Genomic DNA, 18,908 nt, shown 5'->3' with positions numbered 1-18,908 from the left:
ATTGCCATGCCGTCCGGGGAAGTTCAAGAAAAGAATTGTCAGGAACGGCGCCTGCGCGCGCGTTCCTGCGGCGGGCTTACCAGTTGGTTTCGCGCTCTGGCGTGGCCGAGATGCGATGCAGCGTCAGGTCGGCGCCGTTGAATTCGGCTTCCGCATCGAGGCGGATGCCGACCAGCTTCCTCAGGGTGCCATAGACGATAGTGCCGCCCGCCAGGGCGATCACGATGCCGAGCAGCGTACCGATCAGCTGCGCGCCCAGCGAAACACCACCGATCCCGCCCAGCGCGTGCTGGCCGAAGATGCCGGCCGCAATGCCGCCCCAGGCGCCGCACAGCCCATGCAGCGGCCACACGCCGAGGACATCATCGATGTGCCATTTGTTTTGCGCGAGCGTGAACAGGTGGACGAACAGCACACCGGCCACTGCGCCGGTGATCAGCGCGCCGAGCGGATGCATCAGGTCGGAACCCGCGCAGACGGCGACCAGGCCTGCCAGCGGGCCGTTGTAGGCAAAGCCCGGGTCGTTGCGGCCGGCCCACCAGGCGGCCAGCGTGCCGCCGGCCATGGCCATCAATGAATTGATGGCGACCAGCCCGCTGATCTTGTCCACGGTCTGGGCGCTCATGACATTGAAGCCGAACCAGCCTACCGCGAGCACCCATGCACCGAGTGCCAGGAACGGAATGTTCGACGGCGGGTGCGCGCTGATGCGGCCATCCTTCTGGTAACGGCCGCGGCGCGCGCCGAGCAGCAGTACCGCGGGCAGGGCGATCCAGCCGCCGACCGCATGGACCACGACCGAGCCGGCGAAATCATGGAACGGGGCGCCGGTCAGGCTGGTGATCCAGTCCTGGATGCCGAAACGATGGTTCCAGGCAATGCCTTCGAAGAACGGGTAGACAAAGCCCACCAGGACAAAGGTCGCGACCAGTTGCGGATTGAAACGCGAACGTTCCGCAATGCCGCCCGAGATAATCGCGGGAATGGCCGCGGCAAAGGTCGCCAGGAAAAAGAACTTGACCAGTTCGTAGCCGCTCTTTTGCGCCAGCGTATCGGCGCCTGCCATGAACTGCACGCCGTAGGCGACGGTATAGCCGATAAAGAAATAGGCAATGGTGGAAACCGCGAAGTCCACCAGGATCTTCACCAGCGCGTTGACCTGGTTCTTCTTGCGCACCGTGCCCAATTCCAGGAAAGCGAAGCCGGCGTGCATGGCCAGCACCATGATTGCGCCAAGCAGGATAAACATGGCGTCGGTGCCAGTCTTCCAATTGTCCATAGGTCCCTCATGCTCAAAATGGGAGCATGGGTATGCAAAAACCATTCCAGAACTGGCCGCATACTGGTGCCATTTGCACCGCCATGGTGGAATCCGCACCGGATATCCGCAGGGGCGGCCCGGATTCCAGGGGGCGAGGTGGTGCAGATCTTCGATAACGAAAGGAGCCAGATCGTCCGTGCGCGCCAGAATGATGCAGCCGGCAGGGGCTTTTATGAACCTTGACGGTGCATTGCACCATAGCGGTGAATGATGGGTGCTGCACCACGATGCCTTGCTAGGGGGCGACAGGCCGGAACCGCCCGCTTGCGCTCCAGTCCGAAATAACGCAGAGAAAGACGCCGGAACAGAGCGGGAAATCGCCCGCTAACCGGCCTCAAGCAAGGATTTCCGGGTTTTTTCGTTGCATTGGTGCCACTGGGGATTGCCCAAGGCGCGAAGGGCAGATTAGACTGCGCCGATCGATGCAATGCCTGCTGGCAGATACATCGGTGACGACGACCAACAAGGGAAATCAGCCATGAATAAAGGTGAACTGGTATCGGCCATCGCCGCGGAAGCAGAACTGAGCAACGCCGCAGCCGAGCGTGCGCTCAACGCAGCGCTGGACAGTATCAAGAAGGCAGTGGCAAAGGGTGATTCGGTAACGCTGGTGGGTTTTGGCAGCTTCAGCTCGGGTAAACGCGCCGCACGCACGGGCCGCAACCCGCGCACGGGCGAAACGATCAAGATTCCGGCCGCGAAGACCGTCAAGTTTTCTGCTGGACAAGGTTTCAAGGACGCCGTGAACAAGAAGAAGTAAGCGGTTTGCGTCCGGAGTAGCGAGAGAGCGGCCTGTCGGGCCGCTTTTTTATTGGCCGCGCGCGTGGCGCTCCGGCCATATCAGGCGCCTGCCCAGGCCACATCAGCCCCGGCGCCCCCGAGCGCCGGTTTACGGGTTACACTGCCGCGCCTCGGCCCCCGCAACTTGCACCACCATCATGAACGACCAGTCCCACCAGCTTTCCATGACCGTGCTGATGACGCCGGACATGGCCAATTTCTCCGGCAACGTGCACGGCGGCACCATCCTGAAGTACCTGGACATGGTGGCCTATGCCTGCGCCAGCCGCTACGCCGGCCGGTACGTGGTCACGCTGTCGGTGGATCAGGTGGTGTTCCGCCAGCCCATCCACGTCGGCGAGCTGGTGACCTTCCTGGCCGCGGTGAACTTCACCGGGCGCAGCTCCATGGAAATCGGCATCAAGGTGGTGACCGAGAATATCCGCAGCAAGCTGGTGCGCCACACCAACAGCTGCTATTTCACGATGGTGGCGGTCGACGACAACGGCGCGCCCGCCGAAGTGCCGCCGCTGGAGCCGCGCGACGAAGTCGAGCGCCAGCGCTTTGCGGCGGCCCAGCAGCGCCGCGAACTGCGCCAGGAAATGGAAAAGCGCCGCGACGCCATCAAGGTGACCGGGAGCTGATTTGGCCATGGCGTGCATGCTTTCCCTGCTTGCCGGTGCCTGCCTGACGGCGGGCGGCGCCCATGCGCTGGCCGAGGAAATCGGCAGCGTCAATACCAATTTCCGCATGACCGGCTCGGACAAGGTGGTCATCGAGGCGTATGACGACCCGATGGTGCAAGGCGTGACCTGTTACGTGTCACGCGCGCGCACCGGTGGCATCAAGGGTACGCTGGGCATGGCGGAAGACCCGCCCGAGGCGTCGATCGCGTGCCGCCAGGTGGGGCCGATCTCGTTCAAGGCGCCGCTGCGCCAGCAGGACGACGTGTTTTCGGAGCGCATGTCGATCCTGTTCAAGACCCTGCATGTGATCCGCGCCGTCGACCGCAAGCGCAATACGTTGGTCTACCTGACGTATTCCGACCGCATCGTCAGCGGCAGCCCGCAGAACAGCGTGACGGCCGTGCCGGTGCCCGCCGCGACCGCCATTCCGGTCAAGTAAGCGCGCGAACGCCCGGCTATCCGGGTTGCCGGGCCCCGCTCATGCTTCTGGCCCGAACAGCTTGCGCAGGTTCGACTTCAGGATCTTGCCATTCGCGTTGCGCGGCAGCAGGTCGGGCAGCACGAGGATCCGTACCGGCACCTTGAACGCCGCCAGCCGTTCCGCGACAAACGCCTGCAGCTCGGTTTCGGTCGCGTCCAGGCCGGGCTTCAGGCTGACCACTGCCCCCGGTTCCTCGCCCAGCACCTTGTGCGGAATGCCGACCAGGGCGGCATCCATGACCGCCGGGTGCTCGTACAGCGTACTTTCCACCTCGATGCAGTAGATGTTCTCGCCGCCACGGATCAGCATGTCCTTCATCCGGTCGACGATGTAGAGAAAGCCCTCGTCGTCGATCCTGGCGATATCGCCGGTGCGCAGCCAGCCATCTGCAAAGGTCTGTGCGGTGGCCTCGGGCTTGTTCCAGTAGCCTCGCACCACGTTCGCGCCACGCACCATCAGCTCGCCGGCTTCACCGGTTGGCAGCGCGTGTCCGCGCCCATCCACGACCTTCATTTCGCCAATCGGCAGGGCCGGACCACTGCTGTCCGGACGCACCACGTATTCTTCCGCGCTGTGGCTCGTGAACGTGGCGGAAGTTTCGGTCATGCCCCAGCCGATCCCCGGCGCCGACTGCGGAACGGTTTCGCCGATGCGACGAACGAGTTCCGGCGAGGCCGGCGCGCCGCCGTAGCTGATGCTCTCCAGCGACGACAGGTCGAAGCGGGCGCGCTCCGGGTGCTCCAGCAGCTGCCAGGCGATGGTGGGCACGCCGCCAGCCGTGGTGCAATGCTCGCGTTCGATCAACTCGAGCGCGCGCAAGGCATCCCAGCGATGCATCAGCACGATCTTGCCGCCGCTCGCCAGCGCATTGTTCAGCACGGCCATGCAGCCGGTCACGTGGAAGAACGGCACGGACAGCAGCGCGGCCTTCTGTGGTGCCGCGGGGTCGGGTGCGGGAATCGGCTCGCCGCGGCGCAACAAGTTGCGCAGCGGGCTGAACAGGCCGGCCACGGCGACGCTGGTGGCATTGCGATGCGTGCCCAGCGCGCCCTTGGGTTTGCCGGTGGTCCCCGAGGTATAGAAGATCGTTGCGTCGTCTTCCGGCGTGATGTCCACGTCCGGAAGCGGTAGCTCGGGCAGCGTTGCCCAGGTCGCGGAGTGGCCGGTCACGGATTCCAGCGGCACGACCTTCGGATCTGCCTCGAGCGAGCCCGCGCGCGATACGTAAATGCGCTCCAGTCCGGGGCAGCTGGAAAGATGCCCTGCCAGCCGATCCAGCCGTTCCGCGTCGACGATGGCCACGCGGCTGCCTGAATCGGCCAGTCCATATTCAAGCTCGGCGCCGGTCCACCATGCATTCAGCGGCGTGACGATGGCGCCCGTCAGCAGCGCGCCGTAGAACGCCACCGGCCACTCGGGCAGGTTGCGCATGGCGACTGCCACGCGGTCGCCGGGTCGGACGCCGTCACGCGCGAGTGCCTGCGCGACATGCAATGCCGCGCGCCGGAAGGCTGCATAGGTGACGCGCTCGTCTTCATACACCAAGAAGGTGCGTTCGCTGAAGGCTTGTGTGGCCTGGAACAGGTCGCGCAGCGTGGGCGGCGCGTTTTTCCAGACCGTAGTGGGAATGCCGCGAATGACGCGCGTTTCCGTTTCGAACGGAGCGCCCGGCGCGGTAAGCCGGGCGTGGGCCGCGGCCAGTGACATGGCGGGCCAGCTGGCGGACGGCTCGAAATTGCTGGACATGACTGCCTCCCGGACTGCAATGCAGGTAGGGGACGGCGCAACACGCCGTCCTTCAGGGGAAATGCAGGAAATGCAGGAAATGCAGAGTCACGGGGCTAGCGCGCAATACGGCCGCGCCGCCTTGCGTCAGGGCCTCAGATCGTGACGCCGCCGTCAACGACCATGGCCTGGCCCGTCATGAAGGTGCTCGCGGCCGAGGCCAGGAAAACGGCCGCGCCGGCGATCTCGACCGGTTCGCCGATACGGCGCAGCGGCGCACCCTGGGTCGATTGCTTGTAGCGCTCGGGGTCTTCCCACAGCGCGCGTGCGAAGTCGGTCTTGATCAGTCCGGGCGCAATGCAGTTCACGCGCACATTGTACGGGCCGAATTCCACGGCGAGGTTGCGCGCGAGCTGGAAGTCGGCGGCCTTCGAGATGTTGTACACGCCGATGGTCGGCGAGCCGCGCAGGCCGCCGATGGACGAGACGATGATGATCGATCCGTCCTTGCGTTCGATCATCTGCGGCGCGACCATCTGGATCAGCCAGTGGTTGGAGATGACATTGTTGTCCAGCACCTTGCGGAACTGGTCGTCGGACACGCCGCTCATCGGACCGTAGTACGGGTTCGACGCCGCATTGCAGACCAGGACATCGATCTTGCCGAACGTGCGGTTGGTTTCATCGACGAGGCGCTGCAGGTCGTCCTTCGAGGAGATATTGGCCGGGATGGCGATCGCGGTGCCGGCGCCGTGGCGCGCATTGATCGCGTCGGCCACTTCCTGGCACGCCTCGAGCTTGCGCGACGATATGACCACCTTGGCGCCCTGGACCGCCATCTGCTCCGCAATGGCGCGGCCGATGCCGCGCGATGAGCCCGTCACGATCGCGACCTTGCCCGACAAATCGAACAATGACATGGAGTCTCCTGATATCGGTGCGGCCCGTTCGGGGCCTGCCTGTGTTCTGTTGGACAGCGCCCCTTGGGGCCTGCCGGCACATTATGGTTGGGGCCTCTGGCCCAGTCCACAGGCAAGCGGCCGCCTGCGGGCCCATATCAGTATTCTTTCTGCGGGCAATGCGCGGCATGCATGAGCGCGTCCGCACAGCGCCGGGGTTCAGCCGTGCAGCAGCGTGGGCAGCACACGTTCGAGCCGGTCGCGCGAGTCGGCGTCGAGTTCCACCTGGAAGCGATTGACGAGCGCATCGATGACCTCGTCGGCCGAAGTCATCGTCTGTCGCCGCAGGTTGCCCCTGGCTCCGCGTTCGGCCAGTTCGCCATTGGCTAGGGTCAGGCGCAAGTCGCCGGCGGTGCGCGCCAGCATCAGCCGCTGTGTAAAGATGCTGTCCGGATGCGTGCTGATGTACCAGTTTCGCGGAATGAAATCGATCCACGGCTGCGGCGACAAGTCGAAGCGATAGACCTTGAGCCAGCCGTCCGTGCCGCGCACTTCCAGATCCTGGCAGTGGAACGCGCCGGGCATGGCGTCTTCCGGCGCCGCGACCAGGCGGTACGGGAACGACCTGAGGGCCGGCGCGGACAGGGGAAGCGCCTGGTAAGGCGTGGGGCCGCCAAAGCCTACATCGGCGAGATAGCTGCGATGCGCCACTTCCACGCGCAGCAGCATGTGCGAGGCCGGGGTTTGCACCGTGTCGGCCACGCCCCAGCGCACGCGTGCGGCCAGCGGCGTCACGGCGTAGCCCAGGGAAGTCAGTGCGGCGGCGAGCAGCGTGTTGAGCTCGAAGCAATAGCCGCCGCGCCGGCGCGTCACGAGCTTGTCGAATACGGCGTCGATATCGATTCGCACCGGGCTGCCCAGCAGCGGGTCGATGTTCTCGAACGGGATGTGCGCGAGCTGCGCGGCAATCAGCGCGTTGAGTCCTTCCAGTGTGGGCGAGGGCGGGGCGCCGATGCCCAGGCGGTCAAGGTAGGCATCGAGGCGGGTGGGGTCGAGCATGATCATTTCGCGTACCGGTTTCAGTTGAGCGCTTCGAGTGCCGCAAGGTCCAGCAAGTCGACGCTGCCGTACCGCAGGCGCAGCAGGCCGCGCGATTCCAGCTCGCGCAGCGCCTGGTTGACCGTCTGCCGCGACAGGCCGAGCATCTGCGCCAGCTGTTCTTGCGGAATCTTCACGGTCTGGGTGGCGGGTAGCGTAGTGGAGGCTGCGCCGTCCGCAGGGTGAGGCGGGTTGCCATAGCCGCGCGCAATGGCGGCCAGCCGGCGGGCGATGCGCGCGGCTGGCGGCAGCAACTGCATTTCCTCGACATAGTCGAACACCATGCGCGTCTTGGCGGCCAGCAACAAGCCGAACTCGCGCCACCAGGCTGGATGCTGCGCGAGCCGGCGCTCCAGGCTCGCGCGTGGGACATGCCACAGCAGCGCGGCGTGTACGGCGCGCGCGTCGTGGGTGCGCGGCAGACCGTCGAACAGGCAGATCTCGCCGAACCAGGCGCCCGATTCCAGCAGGCCAAGCAGCGCTGCCTTGCCGGATTCTCCGGCGGCATCGACCTGCATGGTGCCGCCGGCCACGCAATAGAGCCCGTCGAACGCGTCGCCGCGCGCAAACAGGGCTTCGCCCGCGGCCAGCCGGCGCCAGCTGCCATCGTCAAGAAGCGCTTGCCGCAACGCCTCCGGCAACTGGGCAAACCACGGGCTGGCGTGCAGCGCGGCAGCGGCGTCCGGGCGCGAAAGTGCCGCACTGCCTCCAGGTGTGGCGCGAGGGAGGCCTGACGGGCCGCGCGTGTCGCCGGGGGGCTGAGCCATGCCCATGTTGTCTCCTGTCTTGTTCTGTTCGGGTTGTCACGTACCGCGCGGCGCGTCCGACTGTCAAAAATCGGACAGACGCAGCCGGACCCGCCCACTACTATAAATCCGAACCCGCAACACAGCCGGGGCGCCGGGGTTGCCGCAGCCACCGGACCGGAGCAAAGGAGACCCTTCATGAAAACCCTGGTCGAACACCTGGCCAACTACGCCGCTTATCACCGCGACGCGCGCAACGTCGCCACGCATTTCATCGGTATCCCGATGATCGTGCTTGCCGTCACCACGTTGCTCGGGCGGCCCGCCATGCCGCTGGGGGAAGGTTCGGCCTATTTGACGCCCGCCATGGTTGTGTACGCGCTGTCATGCCTGTTTTACCTGCGCCTGTCGGCGGGCTTCGGCATCGCCATGACGATCGTTCTGGCGCTGTTCGTGTACGCCGGCGCGCATCTGGCGGCGCTGCCCACGGGGCCATGGCTTGCCGCCGGCGTGGGGTTGTTCGTCGCCGGCTGGATCATCCAGTTCATTGGTCACTACTATGAAGGCCGCAAGCCTGCCTTTGTCGATGACCTGGTCGGGCTGCTGGTCGGCCCATTGTTTCTGGTGGCGGAAACCGCGTTCGCGTGCGGTCTCGCGGCGGATACGCGCGATGCCATGCTGGCGCGCGCGTCCTGACGCGGCGGCTTGCAGCGGCGCCGGTCAGGCCATGCCGGCCGGCAGCCGCAGGCGCGCGGCCAGCCCGCCCAGTGTGCTGGTGCCGAGCTCCAGCGATCCTTCATACATGGCCGCTATCTCGGTGACGATGGCCAGGCCAAGCCCGCTGCCGGCGGCGCTTTCGTCCAGGCGCCCGAAGCGGGCCGCGGCCAATCCGCGCGCGTCGGGCGGCATGCCGGGGCCATCGTCCTCTACCAGGATTTCGAGGGCCGCCGCGCCGGTATCCTCACGCAGGCGGATGCGCACCTGCGAACGCGCCCACTGGCAGGCGTTGTCGAGCAGGTTCCCCAGCATCTCCACCAGATCCTGACGGTCGCCGGCGAAGTGTCCTTCGCCCTGCACGTCCATGTCGAGCTGGCGCGCATCATGCAGGCGCATCAGCGCGCGTGTCAGTTCGCGCACGGCGGGGCCTGCCTCGATGCGCTCGCCGCGTGCGGCCGCGGCGCCCGCCGCGCGCGCGCGGGCCAGGTGGTGATCGACTTGCCGACGCATGGCATCCACCTGGCGCGATATGGCCGCGGCGGCAGGGTCCGGCAGGCTGATGGCTTCGTTGGCAAGCACCGCCAGTGGCGTCTTGACGGCATGGGCCAGGTCTGCCGCCTGCCGCCGCGACCGTTCCAGCGCCTGCGTGTTGTCATCGAGCAGCGTGTTGATCTCGCTGACCAGCGGTTGCACCTCGGTTGGCCATTTGCCGCCCAGGCGGCGCTCGCGCCGCGCCTGCATGGCCGCGAGCGCTTGCCGCAGGCGCTTGAGCGGCGCCAGCCCGAAGCGCACCTGGGCAGCCACCGCCAGCATCAGCCCCATGCCGAGCGCGCCCAGCGACCAGGCCAGCATGGTGTTGAAGGCGCGCCGTGCCGCGCGCAACTCGGTGCGGTCCAGCGCAACGGATACGTCGACAGGCGTGTCGGACGAGGCCAGCACGATGCGGCGCGACACGACCAGCAGGGACTGCCGGTTTGGCCCGGCACGCACTTCCGCAGGGGTTCCGGCGACTTGGTGCGCGGCCTTTTCCGGCATCTCGGTATCCCACAGCGAGCGCGAACGCAGCAGCGCGCCGGATGCGCGTGCCTGCCAGTAGGCGCCGGAATAGGGGAGTTCATAGCGGGGATCGGCAGGCGCGCGCGTCAGTTGCAGCCGGCCATCGGGGCTCCAGTCGAGAGCGGCCGTCAGGCTGGTGAGCTGGTGCTCGAGCTGCCGGACATAGGTGTCGTTGACATGCCGCTCGAACAGCGTCGACAGCATCCACCAGCTGGCCCCGAGCGCTGCGGCCAGCCAGACGGCGGCCACGGCGAGCAGGCGTAGCGCCAGCGAGTTGCGCATCCTGTCCCTTACACGCCGCCGGCAGCGGGCGGGCGCAGCCGGTAGCCTTGCCCGCGCACGGTTTCGATCACGTCGACGCCGAGCTTGCGGCGCAGCCGGCCGATGAAGACTTCGATGGTGTTGCTGTCGCGGTCGAAGTCCTGCGCGTAGATGTGCTCGGTCAGCGTGGTCTTGCTGACGATCGAGCCCGGATGGTGCATCAGGTAGTCCAGCACCTTGAACTCGTGCGCGGTCAGCACCACGGCGGCGCCGTCCACGGTCACGGTGCCGGCGCGCGGATTGAGCAGGACAGGTCCGCAGCTGAGCTCCGGAGCCGGCATGCCGTGCGCGCGCCGGATCAGCGCGCGGATGCGGGCCTGCAGTTCTTCCATGCGGAAGGGCTTGGCCAGGTAGTCGTCGGCGCCGGCATCGATGCCCTCGACCCTCTCCGTCCAGCTGTCGCGCGCGGTGAGGATCAGCACGGGAACGTTGACCTGTTCCGCGCGCCAGCGGCGCAGCACGCTCAGGCCGTCCAGGCGCGGCAGGCCCAGGTCAAGGACCACCGCGTCGTAGGGCTCGTTCGCGCCCAGGTGCCAGGCGTCGACGCCGTCGGCCGCCATGTCGACGGCATAGCCGGCTGCGGCCAGGCTCGCCTGGACCTGGCCGGCGAGCGTCGGTTCGTCTTCCACCAGCAGGATGCGCATGATGTGGGGCTCCGGATGCGTCAGGGCTGCTTGCGCGCCTGCTCGAGGTTGCGGCCTTTCGCCTTGAGCAGCGCGCCGGTGCGCGCATCGTATTCCAGCTTGGCCACCGAGCCGCCCGGCAGCAGCAGCTTGACCTCGTACTGCCAGACGCCGTCGTCGCGATCGAGTTCGACGCCGATGACATCCCCGGCGTACTGCTGCGATACCGCCTCCAGAATGCGCGACAGCGGCAGGATTTCGCCGGACTGCACCGCTGCGCGGGCGCGGTCGGCATCCTTGTCGGCATGCGCGGGGCCGGCGATCCCGAGCACCAGCGCAACGGTGGCCGCGGCCAGCACGAACACAGGGCGGCGCGCGTGGCGGGAGCGGGCAGGGCGGGACGCGCGAATGCTGTTCATGGCCTGAAGTTTGCCTCAAAACGGCTGAACGCCGGCTGAACGGATGCCTCAGCCGGCGTTCAGGTGCCGCTCGCGACAATGCTCGCCAACCGTTCGAGGAGTCCACCCCATGTCGCGCCAACCGTTTTTCGCATCCCTGTCACCGTCGACACCAAAGCGCTCCGCGGACCGGCGCGTGGCACTTCTGGCGGCCGGCGCGCTGTTCTCGCTGCTCTGCGTTTCGAGCCTGTTCTGGATGCACGCCGACTTCGTGGCGATGCTGCGCGAGTGGTCGCGCGCCGATGCATGCTTGTCGCTGATCGCCCTCGGCACCATGGTTGCCGGCCCGCTGATTGCAGCGTGGCTTGGCGAATAGTCCCTGAAAAACAGGGGTAACGGGCGTTGCCGGGGATTGCTGACGCCGCAAATTTCTTGCCGCCGAAGACGCCTGACCGCGCGAAAGTGGGGGACGTAGTGCTCCGGCGCGTTCGCGCTGAGGTTAAGCCGCGACAAAACACCGGGTTTTCACGGGGTTTTTGGCGTTGCGCGCATGAAAACCCTTTGACACACGGATGTTTCCGCTATGATTCAGTGGCGCCGGCATGGGGTATTGGCAACGCGATGCGAAGCCGTCGAATGTCCGGCTCTGATCTGTTCAACTCTCGTAAATCGACATGGCGACCAAAGCGAAACCGACCGCGAAGACGACTGCAACCAAGCCCGCTGCCAAGAAGGCCGCGGCAACGAAGGCACCCGTGAAGGCTGCCGCCAAGAAGGCCGCGCCGGCCAAGAAGGCTGCTCCGGCTGCCGCGGTGACCCCGCGCCCGCTGAAGGACACCTTCAACAAGTCGAGCCTGGTCGCTCACCTGGTAGCCCAGACCGAGTTGGAACCCAAGACCGTGAAGACGGTGCTGGCCCATCTGGAAAACACCATCGTCAGCGCGCTGAACAAGAAGGGCGCAGGCGAATTCACGCTGCCGGGCCTGCTGAAGGTGACCGCGCAGCAAGTGCCGGCCAAGAAGAAGCGCTTCGGCAAGGATCCGTTCACCGGTGAAGAGCGTTGGTTCCCGGCCAAGCCGGCCAGCGTCAAGGTGAAGGTTCGCCCGCTGAAGAAGCTGAAGGACGCTGCCGCCTGATCGGCCAGTTGATCCGCATGAAAAAGGAGCCGCTCGCCGGCTCCTTTTTTTATTTTGCCGGATAGGCATCGCCCGGCACGGCCGGTCCGCCAGACTCGCTTCGACTTAACCCAGGTCAAACTGGCGGCGGGAGTGATTGACTAGAATCCAAAGCGTCATGGGTGCGGGGGCGCTCCCCATGGCAACTGGCTCCCGGTGTCTTCCCGGAAGCCCTGCCCGCTGCCAGCGATGGCCGCGGGCTTTCTTTTTTCTGCGCCGAGATCTGACCACGGCACGCGTCAGCCGCCCACGATCTGCTTGGCATAGCTGGCGCGTTCCATCTCGCAGACTTCGACGCTGATCTGCACGCTCTGTACTTCGGCGTTGGCGGGGCGCACCGCTTCGGCGATGACGTCGCAGACGGCCTGGCCCAGTGCGCGCCTGACCGCCAGTTCGCGGCCATCCAGGATGGACAGCCGTGCGTGCACGAATGCGCGCTCGGCGGCCTGCACGCCCTGGCGGAACGTGGACAGCGTGATGCAGCGTGACTTGATATCGGCCTCGCCGAATTCGCCGGACGCCAGCAGCGCGGCGTTGGCCTCGTCGAGCAGTTCTTCGGGCGAACAGTTGAGGCGCGTGTTTTCGGTGATTTCGATGACGAGATGAGGCATGGCAAGGTAGGGTAGGCGGTACAGGCCGGGCCGCTGGAGAACCCGGGGCGAGTTGCCATGATAAGGGCATTCGGCCGACATGCACGGTTGCCTGAGGTAAGCTTGCATCAGCGCCTGCGGCGTCGGATCGGACACAAGTACACCTATGGAAACCATCAGCTTCGAAATCTTTCTGCGCCTGTTCTTGGGGTTGCTCGCTGGCGCCGTGATCGGCCTGGACCGCAACCTGCGCGGCAAGGCCGCCGGCATGCGCACGCTGGGGCTGGTATCGCTGGGCGCGGCAACGGCGGTATGCCTGGTAACGCAGTCCGGACACCCGATGGACGCCGTCTCGCGTGTGCTGCAGGGCCTGCTGACCGGCATCGGCTTCCTGGGCGTGGGCGTGATTGCACGGCATGGCACGCACCAGCGCCCGCAGGGGCTGACCACTGCGGCGGCAATCTGGTTGTCTGCCATCCTTGGCGCGGCGTCGGGTGCGGGTTACTACGTGGTCGGTGGCCTGTCGCTCGTGCTCGGCATGGCGCTGCTATGGATGGGCGGACGCCTGGAAACGCGGCTGCATCGCGTGCTGGATCCGATCAATGGCGACCAGCATGGTGTTCGCGACAACGACGCGGGCAAGCAGCGCAGTACCGACGACCGCGGCGATCACGAAGACGATCTCTTTCCTTGAAGCATTGAGCGATCGGGAACCTTGCGCCGCGGCAAGTTGCCAGACCCGACAGGGACGGCGCTCTTCCCGGGGCACCGTTTCCGGTCAAACGACCACAGGAGCCCCATGAAGCCGATTACGCTGTTTGGCGCGCCGACGGATGTCGGCGCGAGCACCCGAGGCTGCACCATGGGTCCGGAGGCACTGCGCATCGCCGACATCGTCCCGGCCCTGGCCCGGATGGGGTTGGATGTGCGCGATGACGGCAATATTGCCGGTCCGGTCAATCCGCTGGCAGCGCCGGTGCAAGGCTTGCGCCACCTCGATGAAGTGGTGGCATGGAACCGCGGCGTCTTTGAAGCCAGCACGCGCGTACTCGAAACGGGCAGGGTGCCGGTGCTGCTGGGCGGGGACCACTGCCTGGCGGTGGGGTCGGTGAGCGCCGTGGCGCGCCACTGTCGCCAGGCGGGCCGCAAGCTCGTGGTGCTCTGGCTCGACGCGCACGCGGATGCCAACATCGGATCCAGCACGCCGACCGGCAATATGCACGGCATGCCGGTGGCCTGCCTGTGCGGCGACGGCCCTGCGCCGTTGACCATGCTTGGCGGCCACGCGCCGGCGGTCTTGCCGCAGGAAATCCGGCAAGTAGGCATCCGCAGCGTCGACGCGCAGGAAAAGCTGCGGCTGCATGGGCTCGGCCTGAAGGTGTTCGACATGCGCTATATCGACGAGTACGGCATGCGCCAGACCATGGAGCAGGCGCTGGCCGGCGTGGACGACGACACGCACCTCCATGTGAGTTTCGACGTGGATTTCATCGACTCCGCCATTGCGCCGGGCGTCGGCACGATGGTGCTGGGCGGGCCGACCTATCGCGAGACGCAGCTGTGCATGGAGATGATCGCCGATACGGGACGGTTGTCCTCGCTGGACGTGATGGAGCTCAACCCTGCCTGCGATGTGCGCAACGAGACGGCAAGGCTGGTGGTGGACTTCCTGGAAAGCCTGTTCGGCAAGTCAACGCTGCTGCGGGCACGCTGACGGCGCCTCGCGGCGATGCAACAAAAAGGGTGCCGCGGCACCCTTTTTTCATCAGGCGGTTGTTGCGCTCAGGCGTGCAGTGCCGCGGCGGCGGCCGGCTGCACAGGGGGATCGAAGCGGGCTGGTTCTTCGCGCGCCAGCCGCTGCAGCTGGGCCAGCTTGGCCCGCAGGCCTGCGTCGAGCCGCGGCGGCGGCATCAGCGTGGACGGGCAGGCCACGCCAAGAATATCCAGCGCCTGCCGGAAGTTCGCGACCGTGAGGCCCTGGGCCGGGTCGACGCTGACCAGATGCTCGCGCTGCGCTTCGGTCATCGATTCGGCCGGTGCGCAGGACACGATCGCATACGAAGACGGCAGCGCGCGGCGAGCAAAGTAGGCGTCGATCTCCGCGCCGTGACCGCCCGCCACCGGCGGCGTCATGCCTTCTACCTGCAGGTCCAGCTGTTGAAAGATGGCGGCCGGCGTGCCGCGTCGCCAGGCGTCCGACACCACCACGCGGGCCCCGGCCAGGCCGAAGAGCCGACGGATATAGCCCAGCGCGATGGGATCGAAGAAGTGGACATCGCGCAAGGTGCCCGAGTCGGGAACCCCGCCGAGCCGGGCCTGGGACCGGTCGGAATACAGTACGCCAGGTACGTCCAGCATGATGAGTCGTTCGGACATGATTTCCTTGGGGGGTTACCCATCGGGTTGGTGTGAGCAAAGATTACTCGGCAACCCGCGGCCTGCGCGTAACTCGGCCGGCCCCAAATGAAACATATCTGTAACTTCGTCGCGGAAGTCGTAAATGCCGGTTACCTCTCAATGTCAAATGTTTCCGGCTGACACATCTTTAGGTCTGCGGCGTCCACCCGGCTAAAAGCGGAAGCGCGCCACGTCCTGTTCCAACCCGGCTGCGAGGGCGTCCAGGCGTTCCGCCTGCGCGGCAACGGTATCTACCAGCTCTGCGTTCCGTTGCGCGGTTTGTTCGAGCTGGCTGACCGAGTGTCCGGCCGTGCGTACGCCGATTGCCTGTTCGTCGGCCAGTCCGCACAGTTGGCTGGCCAGTTCGTGGCTATGGCTCACGGCGGCGTCGATGCGCCCCATGGCGTTGACCACTTCCGCGGTCAGCTGCGTACCGCGCTCGATCTCGCGCGTGGCGTTGCCGACGATGCCGCCGATTTCGCGGGCCGAGCTGGCGCTGCGCTGCGCCAATGCCCGGACTTCCTGTGCCACCACCGCGAAGCCGCGCCCGGCCGGGCCGGCGCGGGCAGCTTCGACGGCAGCATTCAGCGCAAGGATGTTGGTCTGGAACGCAATGCTCTCGATCAGCGTGACAACCTCGGCGATTTGCCGTGAATGCACGTGCACGGCTTCCATGGCGCCGCTCATCTCGCGCACGACAGCCGAGCCGGAGTTCGCTGCTTCACGCGCTTGCTGCGCGACGCCGCTGGATTCAGTGGCCTGCGCATGGGCCTGTTCGACCAGTCCGGCCAGGCGGCGCACGCTCCCGGCCGCCTCAGCCAGCGCGGTGGCCTGCTGGTTGGTGCGTGCCGCGAGGTCGTGGTTGCCGGCGGCAATGCCGGCGCTCGCTGCGGTGATGTCCGCGGCGGAATCGCGGATGCGCGCCAGCACGCCGGCCAATTGGTCGCGCATGCGCGACAGCAGGCCCAGCACGCTGTGCGCGTCACCGTTGCGCAGACGGATGTCGCCGGTCAGGTCGCCGGCCGCAATGCGCGTGGCGGCCCCCGCCGCGTCCGCGGGTTCGCCGCCAAGCTCGGTGGTGAGGCTGCGCGCGGCAAACCATGCCAGACCGGCGGCAGCGAAGAGGCTCGCGGCCAGCAGGCCGATCATCAGCGCCTGCGCCGCGGCCTGGCGCGAGCCCACGCTGGCCATGGTGTCGGCAGCCTGCCGCTCCTGGCGCGCGCGCGCATCTTCCATCATGCCGCTGAGCTTTGTGAGTTGTTCGCCAACAAAATGGCCATCTACGGAAACCGCGCTGTCGAACTGCAACGGGTCCAGCGGTTGCTGCCGTACCAGTGCAACGTAGGCCTGCAGCAGCTTGCCCGCCTGAACGCGTTCGGGCTGCAAGCGCTCGGCCTGTGCCGGTGCGGCGTGCCGGATGCCGTCGAGCGCCGCATCGAGCCGGCCCAGCGCGGCATCGATGTCGGCGGCGGCTTCATCGCGCTCTGTGCCACTGGTCGCCATGGTTATCGACAACTGGGCGCGGCCGAGCCGGGCCAGTGCCGATTGCGCGCGCTCGGCGGAGATCGCGCCGTGCATGTCCTGTCGATACAGGGCGTCACTGCGCTGGCGCAAGTCAATGAGATTCACAATGCCGGTCACGCCGACCGCGGCGCCGAACAAGTACACCAGCGCGAACGCTGCGCACAGTCGCGCCAGCAATGGCAGGCGCGCAAATCGCGATGCCCGGTGGACACGGCCCGTCGGACGGAACAACTTGAGTGATTGCAACACGAATACGACTCCGGCGGGCATGGTGCCCGCATGACCTGTCCGTCGGATCGCGCAGGTGCTGCTGGCACTGCCGCTGACACCGGAATCCCGGACATTGCTGACCCAGGCCGGGCAATCGCGCTTATGGGAGGCGTGGAGTGCGCGAGCCTCGGCCGGCACGGATAGTCGGACAGGAATGTGACGCTGGCGTGACAGTCTGGCGGTGTGCCCCGATGTCATATTGCGGTCACATTACTGTCATGAAATACGCGCCGGGCGCTTGCCCAGTAATTTTTCCGGTCACTTTATGCCAGGCTCGCCTGCCGCCATGCCTTCCGATAGCCGCCCCGAGGCGGGCTGTTCCATGCCATTGCAGTGGCCGTCGCTGCCACCCTTGCACGCCGTATTTCAGCCCATCGTGCAGACTGAATCGGCGGAAATACTGGGCTACGAAGCACTGATCCGCGGGCCGGCCGGCTCCTCCTATGCCAGTCCGGAGGCACTGTTCAGGCTGGCGCAAAGCCCGGCGGGCACCATTGCGCTGGAGACGCAGGCCGCGCGGACAGCGCTGGCGGCCTGGAGCGTGCTCGATCTGCCGGGCAAGCTCTTTCTCAACTTCAGCCCGCTTACCCTGCGCCATTTGCTCGCGGGACGCGGCAGCGGCTTTTCCATGCTGATCGGTGCCGGTATCGCGCCGGCACGCATCGTGATCGAGGTCACGGAACAGACGCCGATCGGCGATGCGGCCAGCTTCGGGCAGGCCATGGCCGTGCTGCGCGAACTTGGCATGCAATACGCGCTGGATGACTTCGGCACCGGCCATGCAAACCTGGACCTGCTGGCCCACCTGTCTCCGCAGTTCGTGAAGATCGACAAGTCGCTGGTCCGCGGCGTCGCCTCCTGTTCGCGGCGGCTGGAGATCCTGCGCGGCGTATTGCGGATGATGGGGGCGTTTGGCGGCCGCGTGATCGCTGAAGGCATCGAGGACGAAGACGAACTGGCCGTGGTCCGCGACCTGGGCGTGGCGGGTGCGCAGGGCTACTACCTTGGCCGGCCGGAGGCCGAACCGCCCATCCACGTCGGCACGCAAGTCAGACGGGTGCTGACGTCGCGTCAGATCGCGGTGTTTCCCCAGATGGTCCGTTCCGGCTGGTCGGGCATCACGGCAGGTCGTCTGTTGCGCGCGGCCCCCGCGGTCTTGCCCGGGACGGCCAATGATGACGTGCTGCGCGTGTTCCAGTCGCAGCCGGAACTGCCGGCCGTGGCGATCGTCAGTGAAGACCAGAAGCCGCTGGCCATTATCAACCGGCAGAATTTCATGGATCGCTACGCGGCGCCATTCCATCGCGAGCTGTACGGTAAGAAGGCCTGCATTACGCTGGCGAATTGCGAGCCAGCCTGTTTCGACCTGCATGCGGGGCTGGAAACCATGACGCAGATACTGGCCGGCGAGAACCCGCGCTCGCTGGCCGACGGCTTTGTCATCACCAGCCAGGGACGCTATATGGGCCTGGGCACCGGGGCGGACCTGGTCCGTGCCATCACCGAGATCCGCATGGAGGCGGCGCGCTACGCCAACCCACTGACCTTCCTGCCAGGCAATATTCCGCTGAACCAGCATATCGATCGGCTGATCGAAGCCGGCAATGCGTTCTACGCTTGCTATGTCGACCTGAACCACTTCAAGTCCTACAACGACAAGTACGGTTACTGGGAAGGCGACGAGATGCTCAAGGGCGCCGCAGCCATCCTCACCGAGGCTTGCGACCCGGCACGCGATTTTCTGGGGCATGTCGGCGGCGACGATTTCCTGGTGCTTTACCAGAGTGCGGACTGGGCGGTGCGCGTGGGTGCGGCCATTCGCCGCTTCAATGATGCGGCGCGAGACATGTACACGCCGGCAGACCGCGCCGCCGGCGGGATCCACGCCCAGGATCGCAACGGTCAGCCGGTTTTCTTCCCGCCCGTATCGATGGCGGCCGGTGTTGTGCGCGTGCAAGCAGAGGCGGTGAGTGGATGCCAGCGCGTGGGCAGCCAGCAGATAGGCGCTGCTGCGGCGGCGGCCAAGCATGAGGCCAAGCGGGCGGCCAACGGCATTGCCGTACTCGACTTCAGGACGCTGGCAGACCGCCTGCCAGCATAG

20 protein-coding genes are annotated in these 18,908 nt (G+C 66.4%); 9 read left to right on the top strand and 11 right to left on the bottom strand.

Annotated elements, in window-relative coordinates; translation table 11 throughout:
* Nucleotides 1-76: 76 nt before the first annotated feature.
* A complete protein-coding gene (locus tag ACIGJC_RS23110) occupies nucleotides 77-1,279 on the bottom strand; it encodes an ammonium transporter (RefSeq protein ID WP_483711741.1) in 1,203 nt (400 codons plus the stop codon).
* 520 nt (nucleotides 1,280-1,799) lie between these two features.
* Here ACIGJC_RS23110 and ACIGJC_RS23105 point away from each other — a divergent pair.
* From ACIGJC_RS23105 to ACIGJC_RS23095, 3 genes are all read left to right on the top strand, one after another.
* A complete protein-coding gene (locus tag ACIGJC_RS23105; protein WP_008651272.1) occupies nucleotides 1,800-2,081 on the top strand; it encodes an HU family DNA-binding protein in 282 nt (93 codons plus the stop codon).
* Between the two features lie 178 nt (nucleotides 2,082-2,259).
* Entirely contained in the window at nucleotides 2,260-2,745 is a 486-nt protein-coding gene (locus ACIGJC_RS23100; protein ID WP_483711740.1) for an acyl-CoA thioesterase, read from the top strand.
* Between the two features lie 7 nt (nucleotides 2,746-2,752).
* Nucleotides 2,753-3,226 (top strand): CreA family protein, encoded by a 474-nt coding sequence (locus ACIGJC_RS23095; RefSeq protein WP_483711739.1) that lies wholly within the window; start codon nucleotides 2,753-2,755, stop codon nucleotides 3,224-3,226.
* Between the two features lie 39 nt (nucleotides 3,227-3,265).
* On the opposite strand, the gene ACIGJC_RS23090 is transcribed toward ACIGJC_RS23095, so the two are convergent.
* From ACIGJC_RS23090 to ACIGJC_RS23075, 4 genes are all read right to left on the bottom strand, one after another.
* Nucleotides 3,266-5,014, bottom strand: a complete 1,749-nt coding sequence (locus tag ACIGJC_RS23090; protein ID WP_483711738.1) for a class I adenylate-forming enzyme family protein — start codon at nucleotides 5,012-5,014, stop codon at nucleotides 3,266-3,268.
* Nucleotides 5,015-5,148: 134 nt separating this feature from the next.
* Nucleotides 5,149-5,913: an SDR family oxidoreductase gene (locus ACIGJC_RS23085; protein WP_483711737.1), complete on the bottom strand. Its 765-nt coding sequence runs from the start codon at nucleotides 5,911-5,913 to the stop codon at nucleotides 5,149-5,151.
* A gap of 198 nt (nucleotides 5,914-6,111) precedes the next feature.
* The gene (locus ACIGJC_RS23080; protein WP_483711736.1) at nucleotides 6,112-6,957 is read right to left on the bottom strand and encodes an arylamine N-acetyltransferase family protein; all 846 of its coding nucleotides are present in this window, start codon (nucleotides 6,955-6,957) and stop codon (nucleotides 6,112-6,114) included.
* Nucleotides 6,958-6,971: 14 nt separating this feature from the next.
* Nucleotides 6,972-7,763 (bottom strand): Crp/Fnr family transcriptional regulator, encoded by a 792-nt coding sequence (locus tag ACIGJC_RS23075; protein WP_483711735.1) that lies wholly within the window; start codon nucleotides 7,761-7,763, stop codon nucleotides 6,972-6,974.
* A gap of 171 nt (nucleotides 7,764-7,934) precedes the next feature.
* On the opposite strand from ACIGJC_RS23075, the gene ACIGJC_RS23070 reads away from it, so the two are divergent.
* Nucleotides 7,935-8,432, top strand: coding sequence for an Mpo1 family 2-hydroxy fatty acid dioxygenase (locus ACIGJC_RS23070; protein ID WP_483711734.1), 498 nt, complete (start codon nucleotides 7,935-7,937; stop codon nucleotides 8,430-8,432).
* Between the two features lie 24 nt (nucleotides 8,433-8,456).
* On the opposite strand, the gene ACIGJC_RS23065 is transcribed toward ACIGJC_RS23070, so the two are convergent.
* From ACIGJC_RS23065 to ACIGJC_RS23055, 3 genes are read right to left on the bottom strand one after another with little or no spacing between them, the layout of a single operon-like run.
* Nucleotides 8,457-9,791: a sensor histidine kinase gene (locus ACIGJC_RS23065; RefSeq protein ID WP_483711733.1), complete on the bottom strand. Its 1,335-nt coding sequence runs from the start codon at nucleotides 9,789-9,791 to the stop codon at nucleotides 8,457-8,459.
* An 8-nt stretch (nucleotides 9,792-9,799) separates the two neighbouring features.
* The gene (locus ACIGJC_RS23060) at nucleotides 9,800-10,474 is read right to left on the bottom strand and encodes a response regulator transcription factor (protein WP_483711732.1); all 675 of its coding nucleotides are present in this window, start codon (nucleotides 10,472-10,474) and stop codon (nucleotides 9,800-9,802) included.
* Between the two features lie 20 nt (nucleotides 10,475-10,494).
* The gene (locus ACIGJC_RS23055) at nucleotides 10,495-10,872 is read right to left on the bottom strand and encodes a PepSY domain-containing protein (protein WP_483711731.1); all 378 of its coding nucleotides are present in this window, start codon (nucleotides 10,870-10,872) and stop codon (nucleotides 10,495-10,497) included.
* A gap of 175 nt (nucleotides 10,873-11,047) precedes the next feature.
* On the opposite strand from ACIGJC_RS23055, the gene ACIGJC_RS23050 reads away from it, so the two are divergent.
* Both ACIGJC_RS23050 and ACIGJC_RS23045 read left to right on the top strand, forming a co-directional pair.
* Nucleotides 11,048-11,227, top strand: coding sequence for a hypothetical protein (locus tag ACIGJC_RS23050; protein ID WP_483711730.1), 180 nt, complete (start codon nucleotides 11,048-11,050; stop codon nucleotides 11,225-11,227).
* A 298-nt stretch (nucleotides 11,228-11,525) separates the two neighbouring features.
* Nucleotides 11,526-11,987: an HU family DNA-binding protein gene (locus ACIGJC_RS23045; protein WP_483711729.1), complete on the top strand. Its 462-nt coding sequence runs from the start codon at nucleotides 11,526-11,528 to the stop codon at nucleotides 11,985-11,987.
* Nucleotides 11,988-12,265: 278 nt separating this feature from the next.
* On the opposite strand, the gene ACIGJC_RS23040 is transcribed toward ACIGJC_RS23045, so the two are convergent.
* Nucleotides 12,266-12,637: a 5-carboxymethyl-2-hydroxymuconate Delta-isomerase gene (locus ACIGJC_RS23040; RefSeq protein ID WP_483711728.1), complete on the bottom strand. Its 372-nt coding sequence runs from the start codon at nucleotides 12,635-12,637 to the stop codon at nucleotides 12,266-12,268.
* 145 nt (nucleotides 12,638-12,782) lie between these two features.
* On the opposite strand from ACIGJC_RS23040, the gene ACIGJC_RS23035 reads away from it, so the two are divergent.
* Nucleotides 12,783-13,310 carry an MgtC/SapB family protein gene (locus ACIGJC_RS23035; RefSeq protein WP_483711727.1) on the top strand — a complete coding sequence of 176 codons (528 nt, stop codon included), beginning with the start codon at nucleotides 12,783-12,785 and terminating at the stop codon, nucleotides 13,308-13,310.
* Between the two features lie 105 nt (nucleotides 13,311-13,415).
* Nucleotides 13,416-14,330, top strand: coding sequence for an arginase (gene rocF, locus ACIGJC_RS23030; protein WP_483711726.1), 915 nt, complete (start codon nucleotides 13,416-13,418; stop codon nucleotides 14,328-14,330).
* Between the two features lie 68 nt (nucleotides 14,331-14,398).
* On the opposite strand, the gene ACIGJC_RS23025 is transcribed toward rocF, so the two are convergent.
* Together ACIGJC_RS23025 and ACIGJC_RS23020 are read right to left on the bottom strand one after the other, a co-directional pair.
* Nucleotides 14,399-14,992 (bottom strand): HAD domain-containing protein, encoded by a 594-nt coding sequence (locus tag ACIGJC_RS23025; protein WP_483711725.1) that lies wholly within the window; start codon nucleotides 14,990-14,992, stop codon nucleotides 14,399-14,401.
* 192 nt (nucleotides 14,993-15,184) lie between these two features.
* Nucleotides 15,185-16,786: a methyl-accepting chemotaxis protein gene (locus tag ACIGJC_RS23020; RefSeq protein ID WP_483711724.1), complete on the bottom strand. Its 1,602-nt coding sequence runs from the start codon at nucleotides 16,784-16,786 to the stop codon at nucleotides 15,185-15,187.
* Between the two features lie 286 nt (nucleotides 16,787-17,072).
* On the opposite strand from ACIGJC_RS23020, the gene ACIGJC_RS23015 reads away from it, so the two are divergent.
* A complete protein-coding gene (locus ACIGJC_RS23015) occupies nucleotides 17,073-18,908 on the top strand; it encodes a phosphodiesterase (RefSeq protein ID WP_483711723.1) in 1,836 nt (611 codons plus the stop codon).

Source organism: Cupriavidus sp. C3SS-1 (assembly GCF_057073755.1).
Note: the sequence above shows the minus strand (reverse complement) of the source record. Positions and strands in the feature narration are given on the sequence as shown.

Coding starts and splice junctions, on each gene's coding strand:
- ACIGJC_RS23110 (WP_483711741.1), bottom strand. CDS start 1,279: ATGGACAATTGGAAGACTGGCACCGACGCCATGTTTATCCTGCTTGGC.
- ACIGJC_RS23105 (WP_008651272.1), top strand. CDS start 1,800: ATGAATAAAGGTGAACTGGTATCGGCCATCGCCGCGGAAGCAGAACTG.
- ACIGJC_RS23100 (WP_483711740.1), top strand. CDS start 2,260: ATGAACGACCAGTCCCACCAGCTTTCCATGACCGTGCTGATGACGCCG.
- ACIGJC_RS23095 (WP_483711739.1), top strand. CDS start 2,753: ATGGCGTGCATGCTTTCCCTGCTTGCCGGTGCCTGCCTGACGGCGGGC.
- ACIGJC_RS23090 (WP_483711738.1), bottom strand. CDS start 5,014: ATGTCCAGCAATTTCGAGCCGTCCGCCAGCTGGCCCGCCATGTCACTG.
- ACIGJC_RS23085 (WP_483711737.1), bottom strand. CDS start 5,913: ATGTCATTGTTCGATTTGTCGGGCAAGGTCGCGATCGTGACGGGCTCA.
- ACIGJC_RS23080 (WP_483711736.1), bottom strand. CDS start 6,957: ATGATCATGCTCGACCCCACCCGCCTCGATGCCTACCTTGACCGCCTG.
- ACIGJC_RS23075 (WP_483711735.1), bottom strand. CDS start 7,763: ATGGGCATGGCTCAGCCCCCCGGCGACACGCGCGGCCCGTCAGGCCTC.
- ACIGJC_RS23070 (WP_483711734.1), top strand. CDS start 7,935: ATGAAAACCCTGGTCGAACACCTGGCCAACTACGCCGCTTATCACCGC.
- ACIGJC_RS23065 (WP_483711733.1), bottom strand. CDS start 9,791: ATGCGCAACTCGCTGGCGCTACGCCTGCTCGCCGTGGCCGCCGTCTGG.
- ACIGJC_RS23060 (WP_483711732.1), bottom strand. CDS start 10,474: ATGCGCATCCTGCTGGTGGAAGACGAACCGACGCTCGCCGGCCAGGTC.
- ACIGJC_RS23055 (WP_483711731.1), bottom strand. CDS start 10,872: ATGAACAGCATTCGCGCGTCCCGCCCTGCCCGCTCCCGCCACGCGCGC.
- ACIGJC_RS23045 (WP_483711729.1), top strand. CDS start 11,526: ATGGCGACCAAAGCGAAACCGACCGCGAAGACGACTGCAACCAAGCCC.
- ACIGJC_RS23040 (WP_483711728.1), bottom strand. CDS start 12,637: ATGCCTCATCTCGTCATCGAAATCACCGAAAACACGCGCCTCAACTGT.
- ACIGJC_RS23035 (WP_483711727.1), top strand. CDS start 12,783: ATGGAAACCATCAGCTTCGAAATCTTTCTGCGCCTGTTCTTGGGGTTG.
- rocF (WP_483711726.1), top strand. CDS start 13,416: ATGAAGCCGATTACGCTGTTTGGCGCGCCGACGGATGTCGGCGCGAGC.
- ACIGJC_RS23025 (WP_483711725.1), bottom strand. CDS start 14,992: ATGTCCGAACGACTCATCATGCTGGACGTACCTGGCGTACTGTATTCC.
- ACIGJC_RS23015 (WP_483711723.1), top strand. CDS start 17,073: ATGCCAGGCTCGCCTGCCGCCATGCCTTCCGATAGCCGCCCCGAGGCG.